This window comes from Kitasatospora sp. NPDC053057 (genome assembly GCF_044546945.1).
Classification (GTDB): Bacteria; Actinomycetota; Actinomycetes; order Streptomycetales; family Streptomycetaceae; genus Kitasatospora.
The window spans coordinates 153,034-168,703 of record NZ_JBITZP010000014.1; the positions used below are offsets into that span (position 1 = coordinate 153,034).

At 72.7% G+C, this 15,670-nt stretch carries 14 protein-coding genes; 8 read left to right on the plus strand and 6 right to left on the minus strand.

Annotated elements, in window-relative coordinates:
* Nucleotides 1-48: 48 nt before the first annotated feature.
* On the minus strand, nt 49-687 hold the full coding sequence (locus ACIG5E_RS17380) for a disulfide bond formation protein DsbA (protein ID WP_396534278.1): 639 nt from the start codon (nt 685-687) through the stop codon (nt 49-51).
* A 58-nt stretch (nt 688-745) separates the two neighbouring features.
* Nucleotides 746-2,317 (minus strand): alpha/beta hydrolase, encoded by a 1,572-nt coding sequence (locus ACIG5E_RS17385; RefSeq protein WP_396534279.1) that lies wholly within the window; start codon nt 2,315-2,317, stop codon nt 746-748.
* 342 nt (nt 2,318-2,659) lie between these two features.
* Between ACIG5E_RS17385 and ACIG5E_RS17390 the strand changes: the two genes are divergently transcribed.
* Nucleotides 2,660-3,394: an NUDIX domain-containing protein gene (locus tag ACIG5E_RS17390; RefSeq protein ID WP_396534280.1), complete on the plus strand. Its 735-nt coding sequence runs from the start codon at nt 2,660-2,662 to the stop codon at nt 3,392-3,394.
* A 228-nt stretch (nt 3,395-3,622) separates the two neighbouring features.
* Here ACIG5E_RS17390 and ACIG5E_RS17395 read toward each other — a convergent pair whose 3' ends face one another.
* Entirely contained in the window at nt 3,623-4,300 is a 678-nt protein-coding gene (locus ACIG5E_RS17395; protein WP_396534281.1) for a DUF6461 domain-containing protein, read from the minus strand.
* A gap of 229 nt (nt 4,301-4,529) precedes the next feature.
* Here ACIG5E_RS17395 and ACIG5E_RS17400 point away from each other — a divergent pair, with 229 nt between their 5' ends.
* From ACIG5E_RS17400 to ACIG5E_RS17420, 5 genes are all read left to right on the plus strand, one after another.
* Nucleotides 4,530-5,129 carry an ArsR/SmtB family transcription factor gene (locus ACIG5E_RS17400; protein WP_396534282.1) on the plus strand — a complete coding sequence of 200 codons (600 nt, stop codon included), beginning with the start codon at nt 4,530-4,532 and terminating at the stop codon, nt 5,127-5,129.
* Entirely contained in the window at nt 5,126-6,451 is a 1,326-nt protein-coding gene (locus ACIG5E_RS17405) for an MFS transporter (protein WP_396534283.1), read from the plus strand. Before ACIG5E_RS17400 ends, ACIG5E_RS17405 begins: the two co-directional genes overlap by 4 nt.
* Nucleotides 6,452-6,563: 112 nt before the next feature.
* A complete protein-coding gene (locus ACIG5E_RS17410; RefSeq protein ID WP_396534284.1) occupies nt 6,564-6,689 on the plus strand; it encodes a hypothetical protein in 126 nt (41 codons plus the stop codon).
* A 266-nt stretch (nt 6,690-6,955) separates the two neighbouring features.
* On the plus strand, nt 6,956-8,329 hold the full coding sequence (locus ACIG5E_RS17415; RefSeq protein WP_396534285.1) for an erythromycin esterase family protein: 1,374 nt from the start codon (nt 6,956-6,958) through the stop codon (nt 8,327-8,329).
* A gap of 136 nt (nt 8,330-8,465) precedes the next feature.
* Nucleotides 8,466-9,437 (plus strand): alpha/beta hydrolase family protein, encoded by a 972-nt coding sequence (locus tag ACIG5E_RS17420; RefSeq protein ID WP_396534286.1) that lies wholly within the window; start codon nt 8,466-8,468, stop codon nt 9,435-9,437.
* Between the two features lie 36 nt (nt 9,438-9,473).
* Here ACIG5E_RS17420 and fabV read toward each other — a convergent pair whose 3' ends face one another.
* Both fabV and murJ read right to left on the minus strand, forming a co-directional pair.
* Complete coding sequence (gene fabV / locus ACIG5E_RS17425; protein WP_396534287.1) at nt 9,474-10,721, minus strand: enoyl-[acyl-carrier-protein] reductase FabV; 1,248 nt, start codon at nt 10,719-10,721, stop codon at nt 9,474-9,476.
* A 738-nt stretch (nt 10,722-11,459) separates the two neighbouring features.
* A complete protein-coding gene (murJ, locus tag ACIG5E_RS17430; RefSeq protein WP_396534288.1) occupies nt 11,460-12,818 on the minus strand; it encodes a murein biosynthesis integral membrane protein MurJ in 1,359 nt (452 codons plus the stop codon).
* A gap of 10 nt (nt 12,819-12,828) precedes the next feature.
* On the opposite strand from murJ, the gene ACIG5E_RS17435 reads away from it, so the two are divergent.
* Nucleotides 12,829-14,034 carry an MFS transporter gene (locus tag ACIG5E_RS17435; RefSeq protein ID WP_396534289.1) on the plus strand — a complete coding sequence of 402 codons (1,206 nt, stop codon included), beginning with the start codon at nt 12,829-12,831 and terminating at the stop codon, nt 14,032-14,034.
* Nucleotides 14,035-14,126: 92 nt separating this feature from the next.
* Here the strand turns inward: ACIG5E_RS17435 and ACIG5E_RS17440 are convergent, their stop codons facing one another.
* On the minus strand, nt 14,127-15,077 hold the full coding sequence (locus tag ACIG5E_RS17440; RefSeq protein ID WP_396534290.1) for an alpha/beta hydrolase: 951 nt from the start codon (nt 15,075-15,077) through the stop codon (nt 14,127-14,129).
* A 43-nt stretch (nt 15,078-15,120) separates the two neighbouring features.
* Between ACIG5E_RS17440 and ACIG5E_RS17445 the strand changes: the two genes are divergently transcribed.
* Nucleotides 15,121-15,603, plus strand: coding sequence for a MarR family winged helix-turn-helix transcriptional regulator (locus tag ACIG5E_RS17445; protein ID WP_396534291.1), 483 nt, complete (start codon nt 15,121-15,123; stop codon nt 15,601-15,603).
* The last annotated feature ends 67 nt before the right edge of the window (nt 15,604-15,670 follow it).

Below are 15,670 nucleotides of genomic sequence, written 5' to 3' on the forward strand. Positions count from 1 at the left end.
AACCGGGCGGGACCGGGCGGGCGGCGGGCGACGGGCGGCGGGCGACCGTCACGAGAAGTCGAGCGACCCCGTCCGGGTCCGCTTGAGCTCGAAGAACTTCGGGTACCCGGCCAGCAGCCGGACACCCTCGAAGACCCGCAGCGCGTCCTCGCCGCGCGGGATCGCGCTCAGCACCGGGCCGAAGAAGGCGACGCCGTCCACGTGGATGGTCGGGGTGCCGACCTCCTCGCCGACCGGGTCCATGCCCTCGTGGTGGCTCTTGCGCAGCGCGATGTCGTACGCGGTGCTGCCGGCCGCCTCGGCGAGCTCCTCGGGCAGTCCGGCCGCCACCAGGGCCTCGCGGATGACGGTGTCGTCGGCTTCCCGGTCCTGGTCGTGCAGGCGGGTGCCGAGCTCGGTGTACAGGTCGCGCAGCACGTGCTCACCGTGCTGCTCGGCGGCGGCGATGCAGACCCGGACGGGGCCCCAGCCGGTGGTCATCAGGCGCTGGTAGCGCTCCGGCAGGTCGGTGCGGCCCTCGTTGAGGACGGACAGGCTCATCACCCGGAAGTTGAGGTCCAGCTCGCGCTGCTTCTCGACCTCCAGGATCCACCGGGAGGTGATCCAGGCGAAGGGGCAGACGGGGTCGAAGTAGAAGTCGACCTTGGTGGTGTTCTCGTTCGCGTGCGTGTTCACGTCGATGACCATATGGCGCGATTGGACCATTCCCCAGGGCCAATCACCGCCCTCGACCCTGGGCCACTTCTCAGCTGCAGGTGGTCCCGTCGGCAGGTACCGTACCGTCCAGCAGGTAGGCGTCCACCGTCTTCTTCAGGCACGGGTTGCCGGTGTTGTAGCCGCCGTGGCCCTCGCCGTTCAGGGTGACGGTGACGCCGACGCCCGAGCCCAGCTGCTGCGCCATCGCGTGGGCGCCCTCGACCGGGGTGGCCGGGTCCCCCGTGGTGCCGACCACCAGGATCGGGGCGGCGCCCGGGGCGGAGACGTCCGGGTGGTCGGTCTTGCCCGGGACGGGCCAGCCGGTGCAGCCGGTCAGGCTCCAGGCGGTGAAGGCGCCGAACACCGGGGAGGCGTTGCGAAACTGCGACAGCTGCTGTTCGACGTCCTGGTCGGAGTAGCGCTGCCGGGCGTCCACGCAACTGATCGCCCGGTTGGCCGCGTTCAGGTTGTTGTAGTGCCCCTGCGGGTCGCGGCCGAGCAGCGAGTCGGCCAGCTGGAGCAGGGTGTCGCCGGTGCCGTGCTGCATCGCCTCGGTGAGCCCGGAGGCCAGCGCGGGCCAGGTCTGCTGGCTGTACAGGGCGGCCGCGATGCCGGTGATGGCCAGGCTCTCGGTGAGCTTGCGTCCGCTGCCGGTGGGCAGCGGCGACTGCCCGAGCTTCTGCAACAGGTCGGTGATCCGCGCGGTGCCCTCGGCGCCGCCGGCGCCGGTCGGGCAGGCGCCGCCCTCCTGGGTGGCGCAGGCCTTCATGAAGTCGGCGAGGGCGAGTTGGAAGCCCTGGGCCTGGCCGAGCGCGCTCTGCTGCGGGTCCTTGGTCGGGTCGACCACCGAGTCCAGGACCATCCGGCCGACCTCCTGGGGGAACAGGTGCGCGTAGACGCCGCCGAGTTCGGTGCCGTAGCTGATGCCGAAGTAGGAGAGCTTCTGGTCGCCGAGCACCTGCCGCATCAGGTCGAGGTCCCGGGCGGCGCTCTCGGTGTCCACGTACGGCAGCACCGGGCCGGAGTTGTGCTCGCAGGCGGCGGCGAACTGCGCGTTGCTGTCGTCCAGGGCCTTGACCTCGGCCGGGGTGTCCGGGGTGCTGTCGACGGCCACGTTGGCGTCCATCGCCGGGTCGTTCAGGCACTTCACCCCGGCGCTGTCACCGACCCCGCGCGGGTCGAAACTCACCAGGTCGTAGCGGGTGTTGAGGGAGGCGTAGGCCGGGGCCAGGGCGGGCAGGGTGGCCACGCCGGAGGCACCGGGGCCGCCGAAGTTGAAGAGCAGCGAGCCGATCCGGTGCTGCTCGTCCTTGGCCTTGCTGCGGATCAGCGCGAGGTCGATGGTCTTGCCGCCCGGCTTGGCGTGGTCCAGCGGGGCCTTGAGGGTGGCGCACTGCCAGTCGCTCGCGGGCGGGGTGCCGCCGCCCTGCGCGGTGCTCGGCGCCGGGCAGGGGCGCCAGTCCAGCCGCTGGGCGGCCAGACCGGCGACGCCCGTGCCGGTGGCCGGGGAGGTCGGCGCGGGCTCGGCGGCGGAGTGAGCGTCGCCCTGGCAGCCGGAGACGGGGGCGAGCAGCAGCGCGGTCAGGCCGAGCGCGCCGGCGCCGCGGACGACGGTGTGCATGGAGCGGTCCACCTCTCGGGTTGGCCGGGCCGGTCTGCCGAAGGCACCGGCGCGTCGCAGGACGGCATTGCGCCCCAGCGCGTCGGGAAGGCAGGCGTACGCCCCGGCGCTCGGCACCGTCGGCGCACCACAGACCCTAGGGGCCGCGGGGCGGCGGCGCCCGTCGGAATCCCCGGACGGGGGGAGTGTGCCGAACGGACTGCCACCGGCTGACCGGGTGAGGGTTCAACCGGCCCACCGGGTGGCAGCCTTACCGCCGGCCGTCGGGCGCCCGCGCAGCGCGGATCGGGCGCGGGCGCGTCGTGGAGTGGATGTGGAGTGGATGTGGATACGGAGGGCACGTTGAGCACCGACACCGACTTCGTCAGCGTGGACGTCTTCATCACCACCGGCAGGCAGGAGGTCCTGCTGCAGCTGCGCGACGACAAGCCGGACATCCGGTGGCCCGCCCACTGGGTCGTCCCCGGCGGACACCGGGAGCCCGGCGAGACGCCCCACCAGACCGCCGTGCGCGAACTGCGCGAGGAGACCGGGCTGCACGTACCCGACCTGCGCCCCTTCCACCCGGTACTGGCCGAGACCGACCACCGCGGCCCCCGACGGCGTGCCTTCCACGCCCAGGTGGACGTCGACCCGGCCGAGCTGGTCCTCGGCGAGGGCCAGGAACTGCGGCTGGTCCCGTTCGCCGAGGCGCAGCGGATGAAGCTGCCGCCCGCGCTCAAGGGCTACCTGCGCCAGCTGGAGGCCCGGCTGACCGCCGGGCGGACGCCGGACTGGGCCGTGGTCGACGACATCCACCGCCACCTCTCCGCCCACCGAGCCGGGCTCGGACTGCCGCTGCTGCACCTCCAGGTGGTGAAGATCCAGGAGGAGGCCGGGGAGGTCGCCGAAGCCCTGCTCGGCGTGCTCGGCGCCAACCCGCGCAAGGGCGTCAGCCACACCGTGGCCGACCTGCAGGGCGAGCTGTGCGACGTGATCACCGCCGCCATGGTGGCGTTGCGCGACACCACGGCCGACCCGGGCACCGTCCTCGCCGAGCACCTGGCGCGCTGGCGGCCGTCACGGCGGGAGGAGTAGCCGTCAGCTCTTCCATTGCGCCGGATCCACCGTGATTGCGCCGGATCCACCGCTATTCCCCTGGCCGATCAGCACCCCTGCCGGGCAAATCCGCTGGTCGGAACCTCCCGATCGGCACATGTGTGGGCGGTCTGCGGCGCGCGAGGATGACGGTCATCGGGGCCCCGCCGGTGGGGCCCGGGAAGGAGTCCTGCCATGACCGCCGCCCTCATCTCGCCCCTGCTCGCCTCAGCACAGTTCCAGCCCAGGCCGGCCGCGCACCACGTACGCCGGCAGCCGCAGCTCGCCCAGCACCGCCCGGGGCAGCCGCAGCCCGAACCGCCGCCCGACCACACCGAGGGTCCGCCGACGGACGCCCGCGTACGGCACGCCCCCGAGGGCGCAGCGGGTGACGCCATCGGCCTCCAGGACGTTCGCGGCGACCAGCTCCGGCACGAGCAGGTCGGGTTCCTGCCCCCAGCGCCAGCGCTCCTCGCCCAGGCCGAAGCCGCACAGCACGGCGCCGTCCCGGGCGTAGTCAAGCAGGGCCGGGGGCTGCTCCGGCATCGGCCGGAAGTGGACCACCTCGACGCCACCGCGTGCTATCTCGGTGAGCAGTTCGCCGCCGGTCGAGTCCCCGTACTCGATCGCGAAGGACCACCCGGCCGCCTCGCCGACCCGGATCACGCCGTCGCCGTCGTCACCGGGGCGGTAGACCTCGATGTCCAGGTCCCAGATCTCCGTCCCGCTGATCGGCCCGGTGGCGGCAGCCGGGTCGGCGCCCATCCGGCGGGCGAGTTCCTCGGGCGGGATCCCCCGTGCGAACACCACGCCGTCCACTTCCCCACCCGCATCCGCCAGCCACTGGATGCCCTCACCGTCCTGATCCTCGGCCTCGCGCGAACCGTCACCGATGACGCCGATCATGACGCCCCTCCCCTCGCGCCGACCCTGCGATGGCCAGGCGCAGCCGGTCCGCACCCTAACCGAGATCACCGACACGCATCGCCGAACGCCCGGAGGGACGACGGCGAGGAAAAGGAACTCACCCGGGCCACACCGCCGTTCGCCCGGCACCACCCCAACCGCAACCACCAAACAACGGGCAGGGTGTGAGAGTTGACTCTCACACATTATAAGAGAACACTCTCACAACATGGAGCATGGGAATCGCCTGGGCGATATCGAGATCATCGACCCGAAGGCCATGCGAGCGTTGGCGCATCCGGTACGGCTGGCGATCCTCGAGCGGCTGCAACTGCACGGGCCGGCGACGGCGACGCAGTTGTCACCGGATGTCGGAGCCACCCCGTCCGTGACCAGCTGGCACCTGCGTCACCTGGCGGGCTTCGGGCTGGTCCGCGACGCCGAGGCCGCAACGGACCGCCGGGAGCGGCGATGGGAGGCCGTGGCGCGGGGCTTCCGGTTCGGGATGCCGGAGGACGAGGCGGGCCAGTCCGCCGCACGGGCGCTGTCCCGGGAGATGTTCGCCCGCTCCGCCGACCTGCCACACCGGTGGGCGACCGAGACCGAGCCCGGACTCGATCCCGTGTGGCGCAAGCCCGCAGGGCTGGCGAACACCCGCGTGGTGGTGTCCCCCGAGGAACTCGCAGCCATCGAGGACGCGATCGAAAGCATCCTCGCCCCCTATGTGGCGCGCGACCCGGCGCAGCGGCCGAGCGGAAGCCGCGGCGTCCGGCTGCTGCGCTACGTCCTCCCGGAGGCCGGCGACGAGTGGACGGGGGAGACAGCGTGAACTCCTTACGGGAAACGGCCGCTTCGGTGTCACTGTGGCAAGACCGGCGCTTCGTTCGCTTCTGGGCCGGGCAGTCGGTGTCGCAGTTCGGCGACCGGATCTCGGAGCTGGCGTTACCCCTGATCGCCGTGGTGGCGTTGGATGCCTCGGCCGATCAGGTCGCGTGGCTGACGGCGCTCGCGTGGGCTCCGAATCTCCTCGCCATCGTGCTGGGCGCCTGGGTGGACCACCGGGTCCACAAGCGCCGCCTGATGATCACGGCCGATCTGATCCGCGCCTGCGTGCTGCTCACCCTGCCCGCGGCCTACCTGTGGGGCACGGTGACGCTTCTCCACTTGTATGCGGTGGCGTTGCTGACCGGCGCCGCGGCGGTGCTCTTCAACACCGCCTATCCGCCTTTCTTTGCCCACCTCGTGCCTCGCTCGTCCTACGTCGACGCGAACAGCAAGCTCAGCGCCAGCCGGTCCGCTTCCTTCGTCGTCGGCCCCGCCGTGGGCGGTGCCCTCGTTCAGGTTCTGACCGCGCCCGTCGCCGTGGTCGCCGATGCCCTGTCCTTCCTGGCCTCGGCTGCCCTGATCGGGCCGATCCGGGTCGATGAACCAGCCGTTACCGCCGGTGGGGCTGCGGGGCCTTCGCTGCTGCGGCGAGCCAGGGAGGGGCTGGTCTTCGTCGTCCGCCACCCGGTGCTGCGGGCGAGCCTCGGCTGTGCGACGACCCTCAACTTCTTCACCTTCGTGTCGGGTTCCGGCCTGACCGTCCTCTTCGCCGAACGGGAGCTCGGTCTTTCCGCGGGGAGCATCGGGCTGGCCTTCGGCATCGGATCCACCGGAGCGCTCGCGGGCGCGGTGATAGCCCCGAGGGTCTCGCGACGCATAGGCGTGGGCCGCAGCATCGCGGCTGGCGCCGTACTGTTCCCGGCCCCCATCGCCTTCGCCGCCACCGCGAGCGGTCCCGTCTGGGCCCGCGCGGGGGCTCTGGGGGTTGCCGAGTTCCTCTCCGGAATCGGCGTGATGCTGTTCGACGTCAACCTCAACTCCCTGCAAGCCGCCGTCATACCGGACGGCATGCGCAGTCGCGTGGCCGGCGCCTACAGCACGGTGAACTACGGCATCCGCCCCATCGGCGCCCTCGTCGGAGGCATGGTCGCCACCCTCATCGGACTCAGGGCCACCCTGATCACGGCCGCCGTCGGAGGAACTCTGTCCCTGCTCTGGCTGCTCCCCTCCCCGATACCGCGCATCCGCTCCCTGACTCCGGCCGACCCGCTCGCCGCCGCCACCGACGACGACACCAAGGCAACCGGTCGACCGGTACCTCGATGACACCCGTCGCAGAACACCCCGACGCGGGAAGTCGAACCCGCCGACTTCCTGCGCACACCCCCACCACCCCCGGAATCACGCGCTCCCGCGCGCCACCGGTGAGGTCGGCCCGGTGGCCGACCTCACCGTCGTGGCCGCCGACCCGTTCTCCACTCCCGCCACCGGCCTCGCGGAGGTCCCAGTCCTGCTCACCGTCCTGGATGGCCGCCCCACCCACCGCGCCGACCGGCTCTCCTGACCCGGAACACCCGGAACACCCGGAACACCCGGGAACCGCAGGAATCGCGGGGACACGCGGACACTGCCCGCTACCAGCACTTCGCCCAGCCGTCCAGGTGGCCCTAGGGGAACCGTCCCGGTGCCCCCAAGGGCCCGGGGCGGGTGGGGAAGCCCCCCGGGAAACCTGGCGGCCCTCCCCAGCGCGCCCCACGCCCTCCGCGGACGAGGATTCTCTCACCGGCCCACACAGCCGGACGAGTTGAACCGACGAGCCGAGGAGTAGCCATGATGACCGTCACCCGGACCCCGATCGACCGACGGACCCTGCTGACCGCCACCACCAGCACCGCGGTCGCCGCCACTGCCGCCCTGCTCACCCCGGGAACGGCCAAGGCCGCAAGCACGACGGGCCCAGCCCCGCAGACCTCGGACGTCTCCGCCGAGCTGGACCGGATCGCCCACCCCCTTCGGTCCACCGAGCCCGACGCCCCGACCAGCGGTCTGCGGGCGCTGGGCGTGATGATCGGCGACGCCCGGGTGGTCGGCCTCGGCGAGGCCACCCACGGCTCGCACGAGTTCTTCACCATGAAGCACCGGGTGTTCCGCTACCTGGTCGAGGAGAAGGGCTTCACCACCTTCGCCCTGGAGGCCAGTTGGTCGGCCGGCCTGCTGATCGACGCGTACGTCCAGGGCGAGGGCGACGGTGACGCCCGCCGGCTGGTCCGCCGGACCATGGCCGGATCGCCGTGGCAGCGACGGGAGTTCGCCGACCTCATCGGCTGGATGCGCGAGTACAACCGCAGCCACCCGCAGCGCCCGGTCCACTTCGTGGGCACCGACCTCGGCTTCCCCGGGATCGGCGAGCAGCCCTTCGCCGAGGTCACCGCCTACGTGCGGAAGGCCGCGCCCGCCTCGCTGTCGAGCGTCGAGCAGCTGTACGCCGGCCTGCGGCCGTTCGACGACGCCATCGGCTACGTGAGCCGGATCCCGCTGCCCGAGCGGCAGCGCAACGCCGACCTGGCGCAGCAGGCGCTGGACCTGGTCACCGCCGCCGGGAAGGACGGCGACGCGGAGTACGAGTGGGCCGTCCAGCACGCCCGGAACATCGCCCGGACCTTCGCCTTCTCCACCATGCGGATCGGCGACGGCGCCTCCGTCACCGCCGCGCAGGTGCTCCGCGACCGGGCGATGGCCGACAACACCCTGTGGTGGCAGCGCCGCCTCGGTGGCAAGGTCCTGCTCTCGGCGCACAACGGCCATGTCGGCTACCGGTCGAGCGACCCGGCGCTGTACCCCACGACCCAGGGCTCCCACCTGCGCGACGCGCTCGGCGCCGACTACGTCAGCATCGGCTTCACCTTCGGCGCCGGCTCCTTCCTCACCGAGACCGACCCGTTCGCCGACAACTGGCAGAGCACCACCGTGCCCCCGGCCACCCTCGGCATGAACGAGTACCTCCTGGACCGGGTCCGCCCCCGCGACTACTACCTCGACCTGCGCCAGGCCCCGCCCGCGGCCCGCACCTGGCTGGACACGGCCCGCCCGACCTACGACGCCGGGACGACCTTCAGTCGCGACCCGCTGCCCACCCTCGCCCTGGGCGCCGGCTACGACGTGCTCATCCACCTCCACCGGGTCCGCGCGGCCGAGAAGCTCTGACCGGCGCCCCTCCCGCCCCCTTCCTCTTCCTTCCCCCTCCCGAAGGGTGGTTGACCAAACGGAACGACGTTCCGTATCGTGACCGGAACAAGGTTCCGCTTTGGGCTCAGCCCGGGCGGCAAGGGAAAGGCACCTCATGACTGCATCGACCCACACCCCCGACACCACCCCCGACACCACCCCCGAGCCCGCTCCCGTCCTCTCGGTCAGCCCGATGGTCCTGCCGACCCCCGGCCGCGCCGTGGACCTCCAGCTGCGGGTCTCCGCCCCGGTGACCGGAAGCGACCTGCCGATCATCCTGCTCTCCCACGGCCAGGGGCCCTCGAACCACCTGTCCTCGCTGAACGGCTACGCCCCGCTCGCCGACTACTGGGCGTCGCACGGCTTCGCCGTCATCCAGCCCACCCACCTGAGCTCGCGGACGCTGCGCCTGGCTCCCGACACCCCCGGGGCGCCGATGTACTGGCGGTCGCGGGCCGAGGACATGACCCGCATCCTCGACCGCCTCGACGAGATCGAGACCGCCGTCCCGCAACTCCGCGGACGCCTGGACCGGGGCCGGGTGGCCGTGGCCGGGCACTCGATGGGCGGACACACCGCGAGCCTGCTGCTGGGCGCCCGGCTCACCGATCCCCAGGACGGCACCGAGGTTGACCTGACCGAGCCCCGGATCAAGGCCGGCGTCCTGCTCGCCGCCCCGGGCCGAGGGGGTGACGCCCTCACCCGGTTCACCACCGAGAACTACCCCTTCTTCCTGACCACCGACTTCTCCCGGATGGCGACGCCCACGCTCGTCGTCGCCGGTGACGACGACCCCTCCCCCCACCTGACCGTCAGCGGCCCGGCCTGGCACACCGACCCGTACGTTCTCGCCCCGGGGCCCAAGTCCCTGCTCACCCTCTTCGGTGCGGGGCACGGCCTCGGCGGGGTCTCCGGCTACGACGTCGCCGAGACCACGGACGAGAGCCCCGAGCGCGTCGCCGCGGTCCAGCACCTCACCTGGGCCTACCTCCGCACCGCGCTCCACCCCGGCGATCCCGCCTGGCCCACGGCGCGCCGGCTGCTCGCGGCCGGGCCCGACCCGCTCGGCCGGGTCGAGTCCAAGTAGCCCACGACATCCGCCACTTCGAGGAACCGGAGACGCTCAGCGGATCCGTGCCCGCATCAGACTCCCGGACCAGACTCCCGGACCGGGCCAGGGAACATCGGTCGCCACCGCCGCGGAGTAGTCGACCCCGGGTACGGAGAACCCGTACAGGCGCCGGACCTCGGCGCGGAACCAGTCGAGGTCGGCGAGACCGGCGATGGTGTCGGTCGTGGCGGCCTCCCAGCGTTCGGCGACGGCCGCCTGGACGTCTTCGGCGAGTTCCCAGGTGTCCAGGCGGATCCGGCCCTCGTCGTCCAGCACGAGCGGGGCGGCACCGGTGAGCTGGTCCCACAGGGCGGCGAGCTGGCGCACCGGCGGGACCATGCCCGCCCCGAGGACGCCGCGCAGCAGGCCGGTGTACAGCGCGATCCCGGGGACGGCGGTGGAGGACTGGGTGACGGCGGCGCCGTTGACGGAGGTGACGGCCCGCCCGCCCACCGCCTTGCCGAGCCGCTCGTCCAGGGTGCGGGCGGTGGCCTCCAGGTGGACCTTGGCCGCGCCGATGGTGCCCTGCCGGTAGATCGCCGCGGTCAGCGGCGAGCCGATGTACGACAGAGCCGCGGTGGCGAAGCCCTCGCCGAGCAGTCCCCGACCGGCCAGACGGTCGATCCAGCGCTCCCAGTCCGCACCGCCCATCACGGCCACGGTCTGCTCGACGTCATCTCCCTCGGCCGGCCCGGTCTCCACCTCGCGCACCTCGGGAACGCCCTGGTCGTCGAAGACCAGCGTCTTGGTGCGGTTCGCCCTGCCGATCGGCTTGAGGACGGAGGCGTACGTGCCGCCGGTGTCCGGGTCGGTGCGCCGGGGCGCGGCCACCGAGTAGACCAGGTAGTCCAGTCGGCCGCCGAACCGCTGCTCGATGAGATCGGCGACCCGGTCCTTCATCGCGTCGGAGAACGCGTCGCCGTTGAGGAAGACCAGGTCCCGCCCGGCGGCACGGGCGATGTCGGCGGTGGCCGCCGTCCGGTACCAGCCGGCCGTGGCGGTGCGCCGCCCGGTGGGGGCCTTCTCGTAGGACACGGCGATGCCGCGGATGCCGGCGCGCTTGAGGCCTGCGACGGTGGCCGCCAGCCCGTACCCGGCCGAGGAACCGATGATCAGCGCCACCGGCCCGGCCCCCTCCGGCAGTTCGGCGGAGCCGGGGCACGCCTGCCACATGTCCGCCACCAGCCGCTCGCAGCCCGCCGGATGGGAGTTGAGGAAGAGGAAGCCCCGGTGACGGGGGGTGAGAACGCGCTCGCTCACGATGGCAGTCCTTGGATCAACTGGGCCGAGGCCGCGGCCACCGACCGGGCCGCGACGCCCTGAAAGTCTGTGCCAGGACGGCCTCGGGCCGTGGCCCCCACCAGGAACAACGATCAGGAGCCGATCTTGGCGCGTTCCACCAGTTCCACCGGAGCCGGGGCATCGCTACGACCGGCGGCGAGCGCGGGCTCAGGCCGACCGGCGACGGCGGTGGTCGACCGTGACGTGCCCGGTCAGGCGCTCCCAGTTGCCGGACCCGATGGCCGCCTTCTCCTCCCCCGTGAAGGGCGCGTTCTCCAGGAACGACCGGGCGACGCCGCCGCTGGTGTCCAGGTACGGGAAGCCTCCGTGCCGGGGTCGTAGGTGTAGGGGTAGTCGGTCGAGTAGAGCATCCGGTCGGTTCCCATGACCTCTGCCGTCCACCGCAGGTAGCGCTCGCTGACCGTGCCGCTGCCCGCCACCCAGAAGTCCTGCCGGAAGTAGCCGGCCAACGGCCGTTGAAGCCGGGCCGTCTCCCGCATGAAGCCGACGTGGTCCAGGTAGAAGAGGACGATCACCCTCGACCGGCCCGCCGTCCGCGACACCGGCCCCGCCGGCGCCGCCCGCGCCCTACGCGCCGCCCTCCCCCAACAGACCACCCTCAGCAGCGCCGAACGACACCTCCTCGGCGAATGGCTCGACCGCCTCACCACCGACGGCGGGCGGACCGAGCCCTGAACGCATCGCCGAGGGACCGGATCAGCCGCCCAGTCCCGGCAGACTGCGGAGTTCGCCGATGCGCAGCAGGCGGGCGAAGGCGAGGAACAGCAGGGCCATCGCGATGCCGCCTGCGGCGAGGGAGATGGCCGGTGTCCAGGAGGCCGGGGCCGGGGTGTGGGTGCAGGTGCGGGCGATGAGCCAGCCGGTGGCGGCGGCCGCGGTGGCGGCTGCGGTCAGCTTGGCGTAGGCGCGGCAGATGCGACGGCCGTCGAGCAGGCCTCCGGTGCGGCGCCTGAGCCGCAGGGCGGTGAGCAGCAGGCCGACGGCGTAGGAGAGGGCGTAGGCGGCGGCCATGCCGGTGACCGCCCAGCGGGGGGACAGCAGCAGGTGGCAGGCCGCGGCCAGGACGATGTCGGTGGCGCTGATCCACAGCGTCATGCGGAACGGTGTGCGGGTGTCCTCGAAGGCGTAGAAGCCGCGCAGCAGGAGGTACTGGGCGGAGAACGGGATCAGCCCCAGGCCGAAGGCCTGCAGCATGTGGCCGAGCGGGGCGGTGGCCGCGGCGTCGGCGGCTCCGTGGGCGAACAGCAGTCGGGCGATCTGCGGGCCGAAGGCGGCGAAGAAGAACGCCGCCGGGACGATGACGACGCCGCTGACCCGGAGCGCGCGGGAGAGGTCGGCGCGCAGTGCGTCGAGGCGGTGCTCGGCCACGGCCCGGCTCATCCGCGGGAGGAGTGCGGTGACGAGGGAGACCGTGACGATCGACTGGGGGAGCATCCAGATCTGCTGGGCGTAGCTGTAGGCGGTGTAGCCGACGCCGTCGTCGGGTAGGGCGGCGTCCGCGGCGGAGGCCAGGCGGGTGACCACGGTGTTGGCCACGAGGTTGGCCAGGACGAACAGCAGGGTCCAGCGCGCCGCGCTCACGCTCTTGCGCAGGCCGGTGCCCCGCCAGTCGAAGCGCGGTCGCAGCCGGAAGCCGGCGGCGTGGGCGTACGGGATCAGGGCGAGCGCCTGGAGGGCCAGGGCGAGGGTGGTTCCGATGCCGAGCAGCCTGACCTGGGCACCGGTGATGTCCGAGACCTTCTCCGGGACGGTCACCATGCCGAGGTAGAGGCCGAACATCGTGATCAGCACGAGGTTGTTCAGGACCGGGATCCACATCATCGCCCCGAAGCGGTTCCGGGCGTTGAGGACCTGTCCGAGGATGCTGAACACGCCGTAGAAGAAGATCTGCGGGAGCAGGAAGCGGGCGAAGACCACGGTCAGCTCGAACGCCTCGTGCGTGGCGGGCGTGTCGTGCTGGTAGATGCCGATGATCCCGGGGGCGGCCCAGGTGGCCAGCGCACTGCCGACGCCCAGGACGCACAGCACCAGGGTGGGCCCGGCCGGGTGGCGCACCTATCGTGGGTTGGTGACCGATCATCGGACTACTCAGCCCGCCCGCGCCCGAACGGGCTACCTCCTGGCCGCCTTCGCCTTCGCCGTCTGCATGGCCGGCACCACCCTGCCCACCCCGCTGTATGGGCTGTACCGGGAGCGGATCGGCTTCTCCGAGCTGACCGTGACGCTCGTGTTCGCCGTCTACGCCTTCGCCGTCATCGGCGTCCTGCTGCTGGTCGGGAACGTCTCCGACGTCGTCGGGCGCCGTCCCGTCCTGCTCTGCGGGCTGGTCTGCGCGGCCGGCAGCGCCGTCGTCTTCCTGGCCGCGGACAGCGTGCCGCTGCTCTGCCTCGGCCGGCTGCTGTCCGGCCTGTCGGCGGGCCTGTTCACCGGCACCGCGACCGCGTACGTCCTGGAGCTCGCCCCGTCCGAGCACCGCGGGCGCGCGAACTTCGTCGCGACCGCCGCCAACATGGGCGGCCTCGGCTGCGGACCACTGCTGTCCGGCCTGCTCTCCCAGTACGCGCCGCACCCCCTGCTGCTGCCGTTCGCGGCGCACCTGGTGCTGCTCGCGGTGTCCTTCGGGCTGCTCCTGCTGCTGCCGGAGACGGTCGCCGACGCCCGCCCGCTGCGCACCGCCCGCCCCAACCGGCCCGAACTTCCGCCGGAGGTGCGCCGGGTGTTCCTTCCGGCCGGCATCGCGGCCTTCGCCGGGTTCTCCCTGCTGGGCCTGTTCACCTCGGTCAGCCCGGCCTTCCTCGCCGAGGGCCTGGACGTCCACAACCGCGCGGTCGTCGGCCTCGTCGTGTTCGCGGCCTTCCTCGCCTCCACCTTCGGCCAGCTCCTCGTGCCCCGGCTGGGCAGCGCCCGGGCGATCCCGCTGGGCTGCCTGGTGCTGATCGCCGGACTGGCCCTGCTGGCGGGCTCGCTCGCCTGGGCCGTCCTGGCGTTCCTGGTGCTGGCCGCGCTGGTGGGCGGCGCCGGCCAGGGCATGGGGCTGCGCGGCGCGGTGGGCGAGGTCGCCGCCGCGAGCCCGGCCGAGCATCGCGGCGGCGCCCTCTCGGCGCTGTTCGTGGTCGCCTACTTCGGCATCTCGATCCCCGTCATCGGCGTCGGCCTGCTCACCGGCCCGCTCGGCCTGGCCCACGCCGGCCTGGTCTTCACCGCCTGCATGGCCCTGCTCGCCGCCGCCTCCGGCGCCTACCTGCTGCACCAGGCGAGCACCGAGACCTGAACCCGCGACCACCGCGACAACCGCAACCATCGGACGGCCGCCGCGACCGCCCCGGCCCTCCCGGCCTCCCCGGCCTCCCCGGCCGTGGGCCCCTACTCGACCGACGCCCGCGCCGAGCCTCCGGCGCGGATCCGCTGACGCAGAAAGAGGGCGGCCCGGTCCAGGGCCTCGTCCGCCTCGTCGAGGACTCCGGCGAAGGCCTGGAACACGTGCGGCGCATCGGCGGTGACGTCCAGGATGACGTCCACGCCCGCGGCCCTCGCCCGCGCGGCCAGGCGGGTGGAGTCATCCAGCAGCATCTCGTTGGCGCCGACCTGGATCAGCATCGGCGGGAAGCCGGTGAGGTCGGCGTGGACGGCCGGGCTGAGCAGCGGCTGGCGCGGGTCGGCTCCGGCGAGGTACATGGCTCCGGTGTGTTCGAGGGCCGCGCGGGTGAAGATCGGGTCAACGCCCTCCTTGGTCCTCATGCTCTCACCGGTCCGGGTCGCGTCGAGGCCCGGGGAGAAGGCCAGGACGGCGGCGGGTAGCGGGAGGCCCGCGTCCCGGGCGGCGAGGCAGGTGGTGACGGCGAGGCCGCCGCCGGCCGAGTCCCCCGCGAAGACGATGGCGGAAGGGTCCTCGCCGCGGTCGAGCAGGGCGCGGTAGGCGCTCAGGGTGTCCTCGATCGCGGCGGGGAAGGGGTCTTCGGGGGCGAGCCGGTAGTCCAGCGAGTACGCCCCGAGGCCGGTCCTGGCCACCAGGTTCCCGGTCAGCGAGAGGGCGGTCTCGGGCGAGCCGAAGACCCAGCCGCCGCCGTGGAAGTACAGGATCGTCCCGGCGCCCGGGCCGCCCTCCGCGCCCGCGTCCGGCCCGGTCTTCGGCTCGACGCGCAGGGCGGGCCGGCCGCCGAGGGTCGTGGCGGCGGTCCGGATGCGGCTGTGCGGCACGATCATCCGGGCCATCAGCTCCCTGAACCCGGCCCGGATCTCCTCGACGGTCCGGGGCCCCTCCGGAGCCGGCTGCCGCAGGATTCCATCGATCCGAATGCGCTGTTCCCTGCTCATGGGCACACTCCTGCCACAAGTAGCTTCCCGTACACTATATGCCGTGGAAGATACATCGAACGGGGACCGCACCGCAGCCGGACTCCCCGACCTGTTCGCCGACCTTGTCAGGTGCGAGACCCGCCTGTACAACGCCCTCAACGACCGCCTCCGCGAACGGCACGGAATCGTCACCTCGCAGTACGAGTTCCTCGACTACCTGCACCGCCACCCCGGATGCCGGGTCGCGGACATCGCCGCCGAGTTCGCCATCGGCGTCGGGGCGACCAGCAAGGGCATCGACCGCCTGGAGAAGCAGGGATGGGCCATCCGCCGGCCGAACCCCTCGGACCGCCGGTCCTCACTGCTGGCCCTGACCGCCGACGGCACCCGGCTCGTCGAGGAGGCACGGCAGACCTTCACCGACGCCCTGACCGAACTCCTCACGGGCACCCTCGACGCCGCCTCGCTCTCAGCGGCCGCCCGGACCTTCGCGGCCCTGCGCTCCGCCCTCGAACGCGACCAGATCGGCACACCCACCGGCTGACCGGTCCCCGATCCGGCCCTGCGGCCCGGGCTTGACCTCAAGTCGACTTCAACTTCTAGGGTCGGTC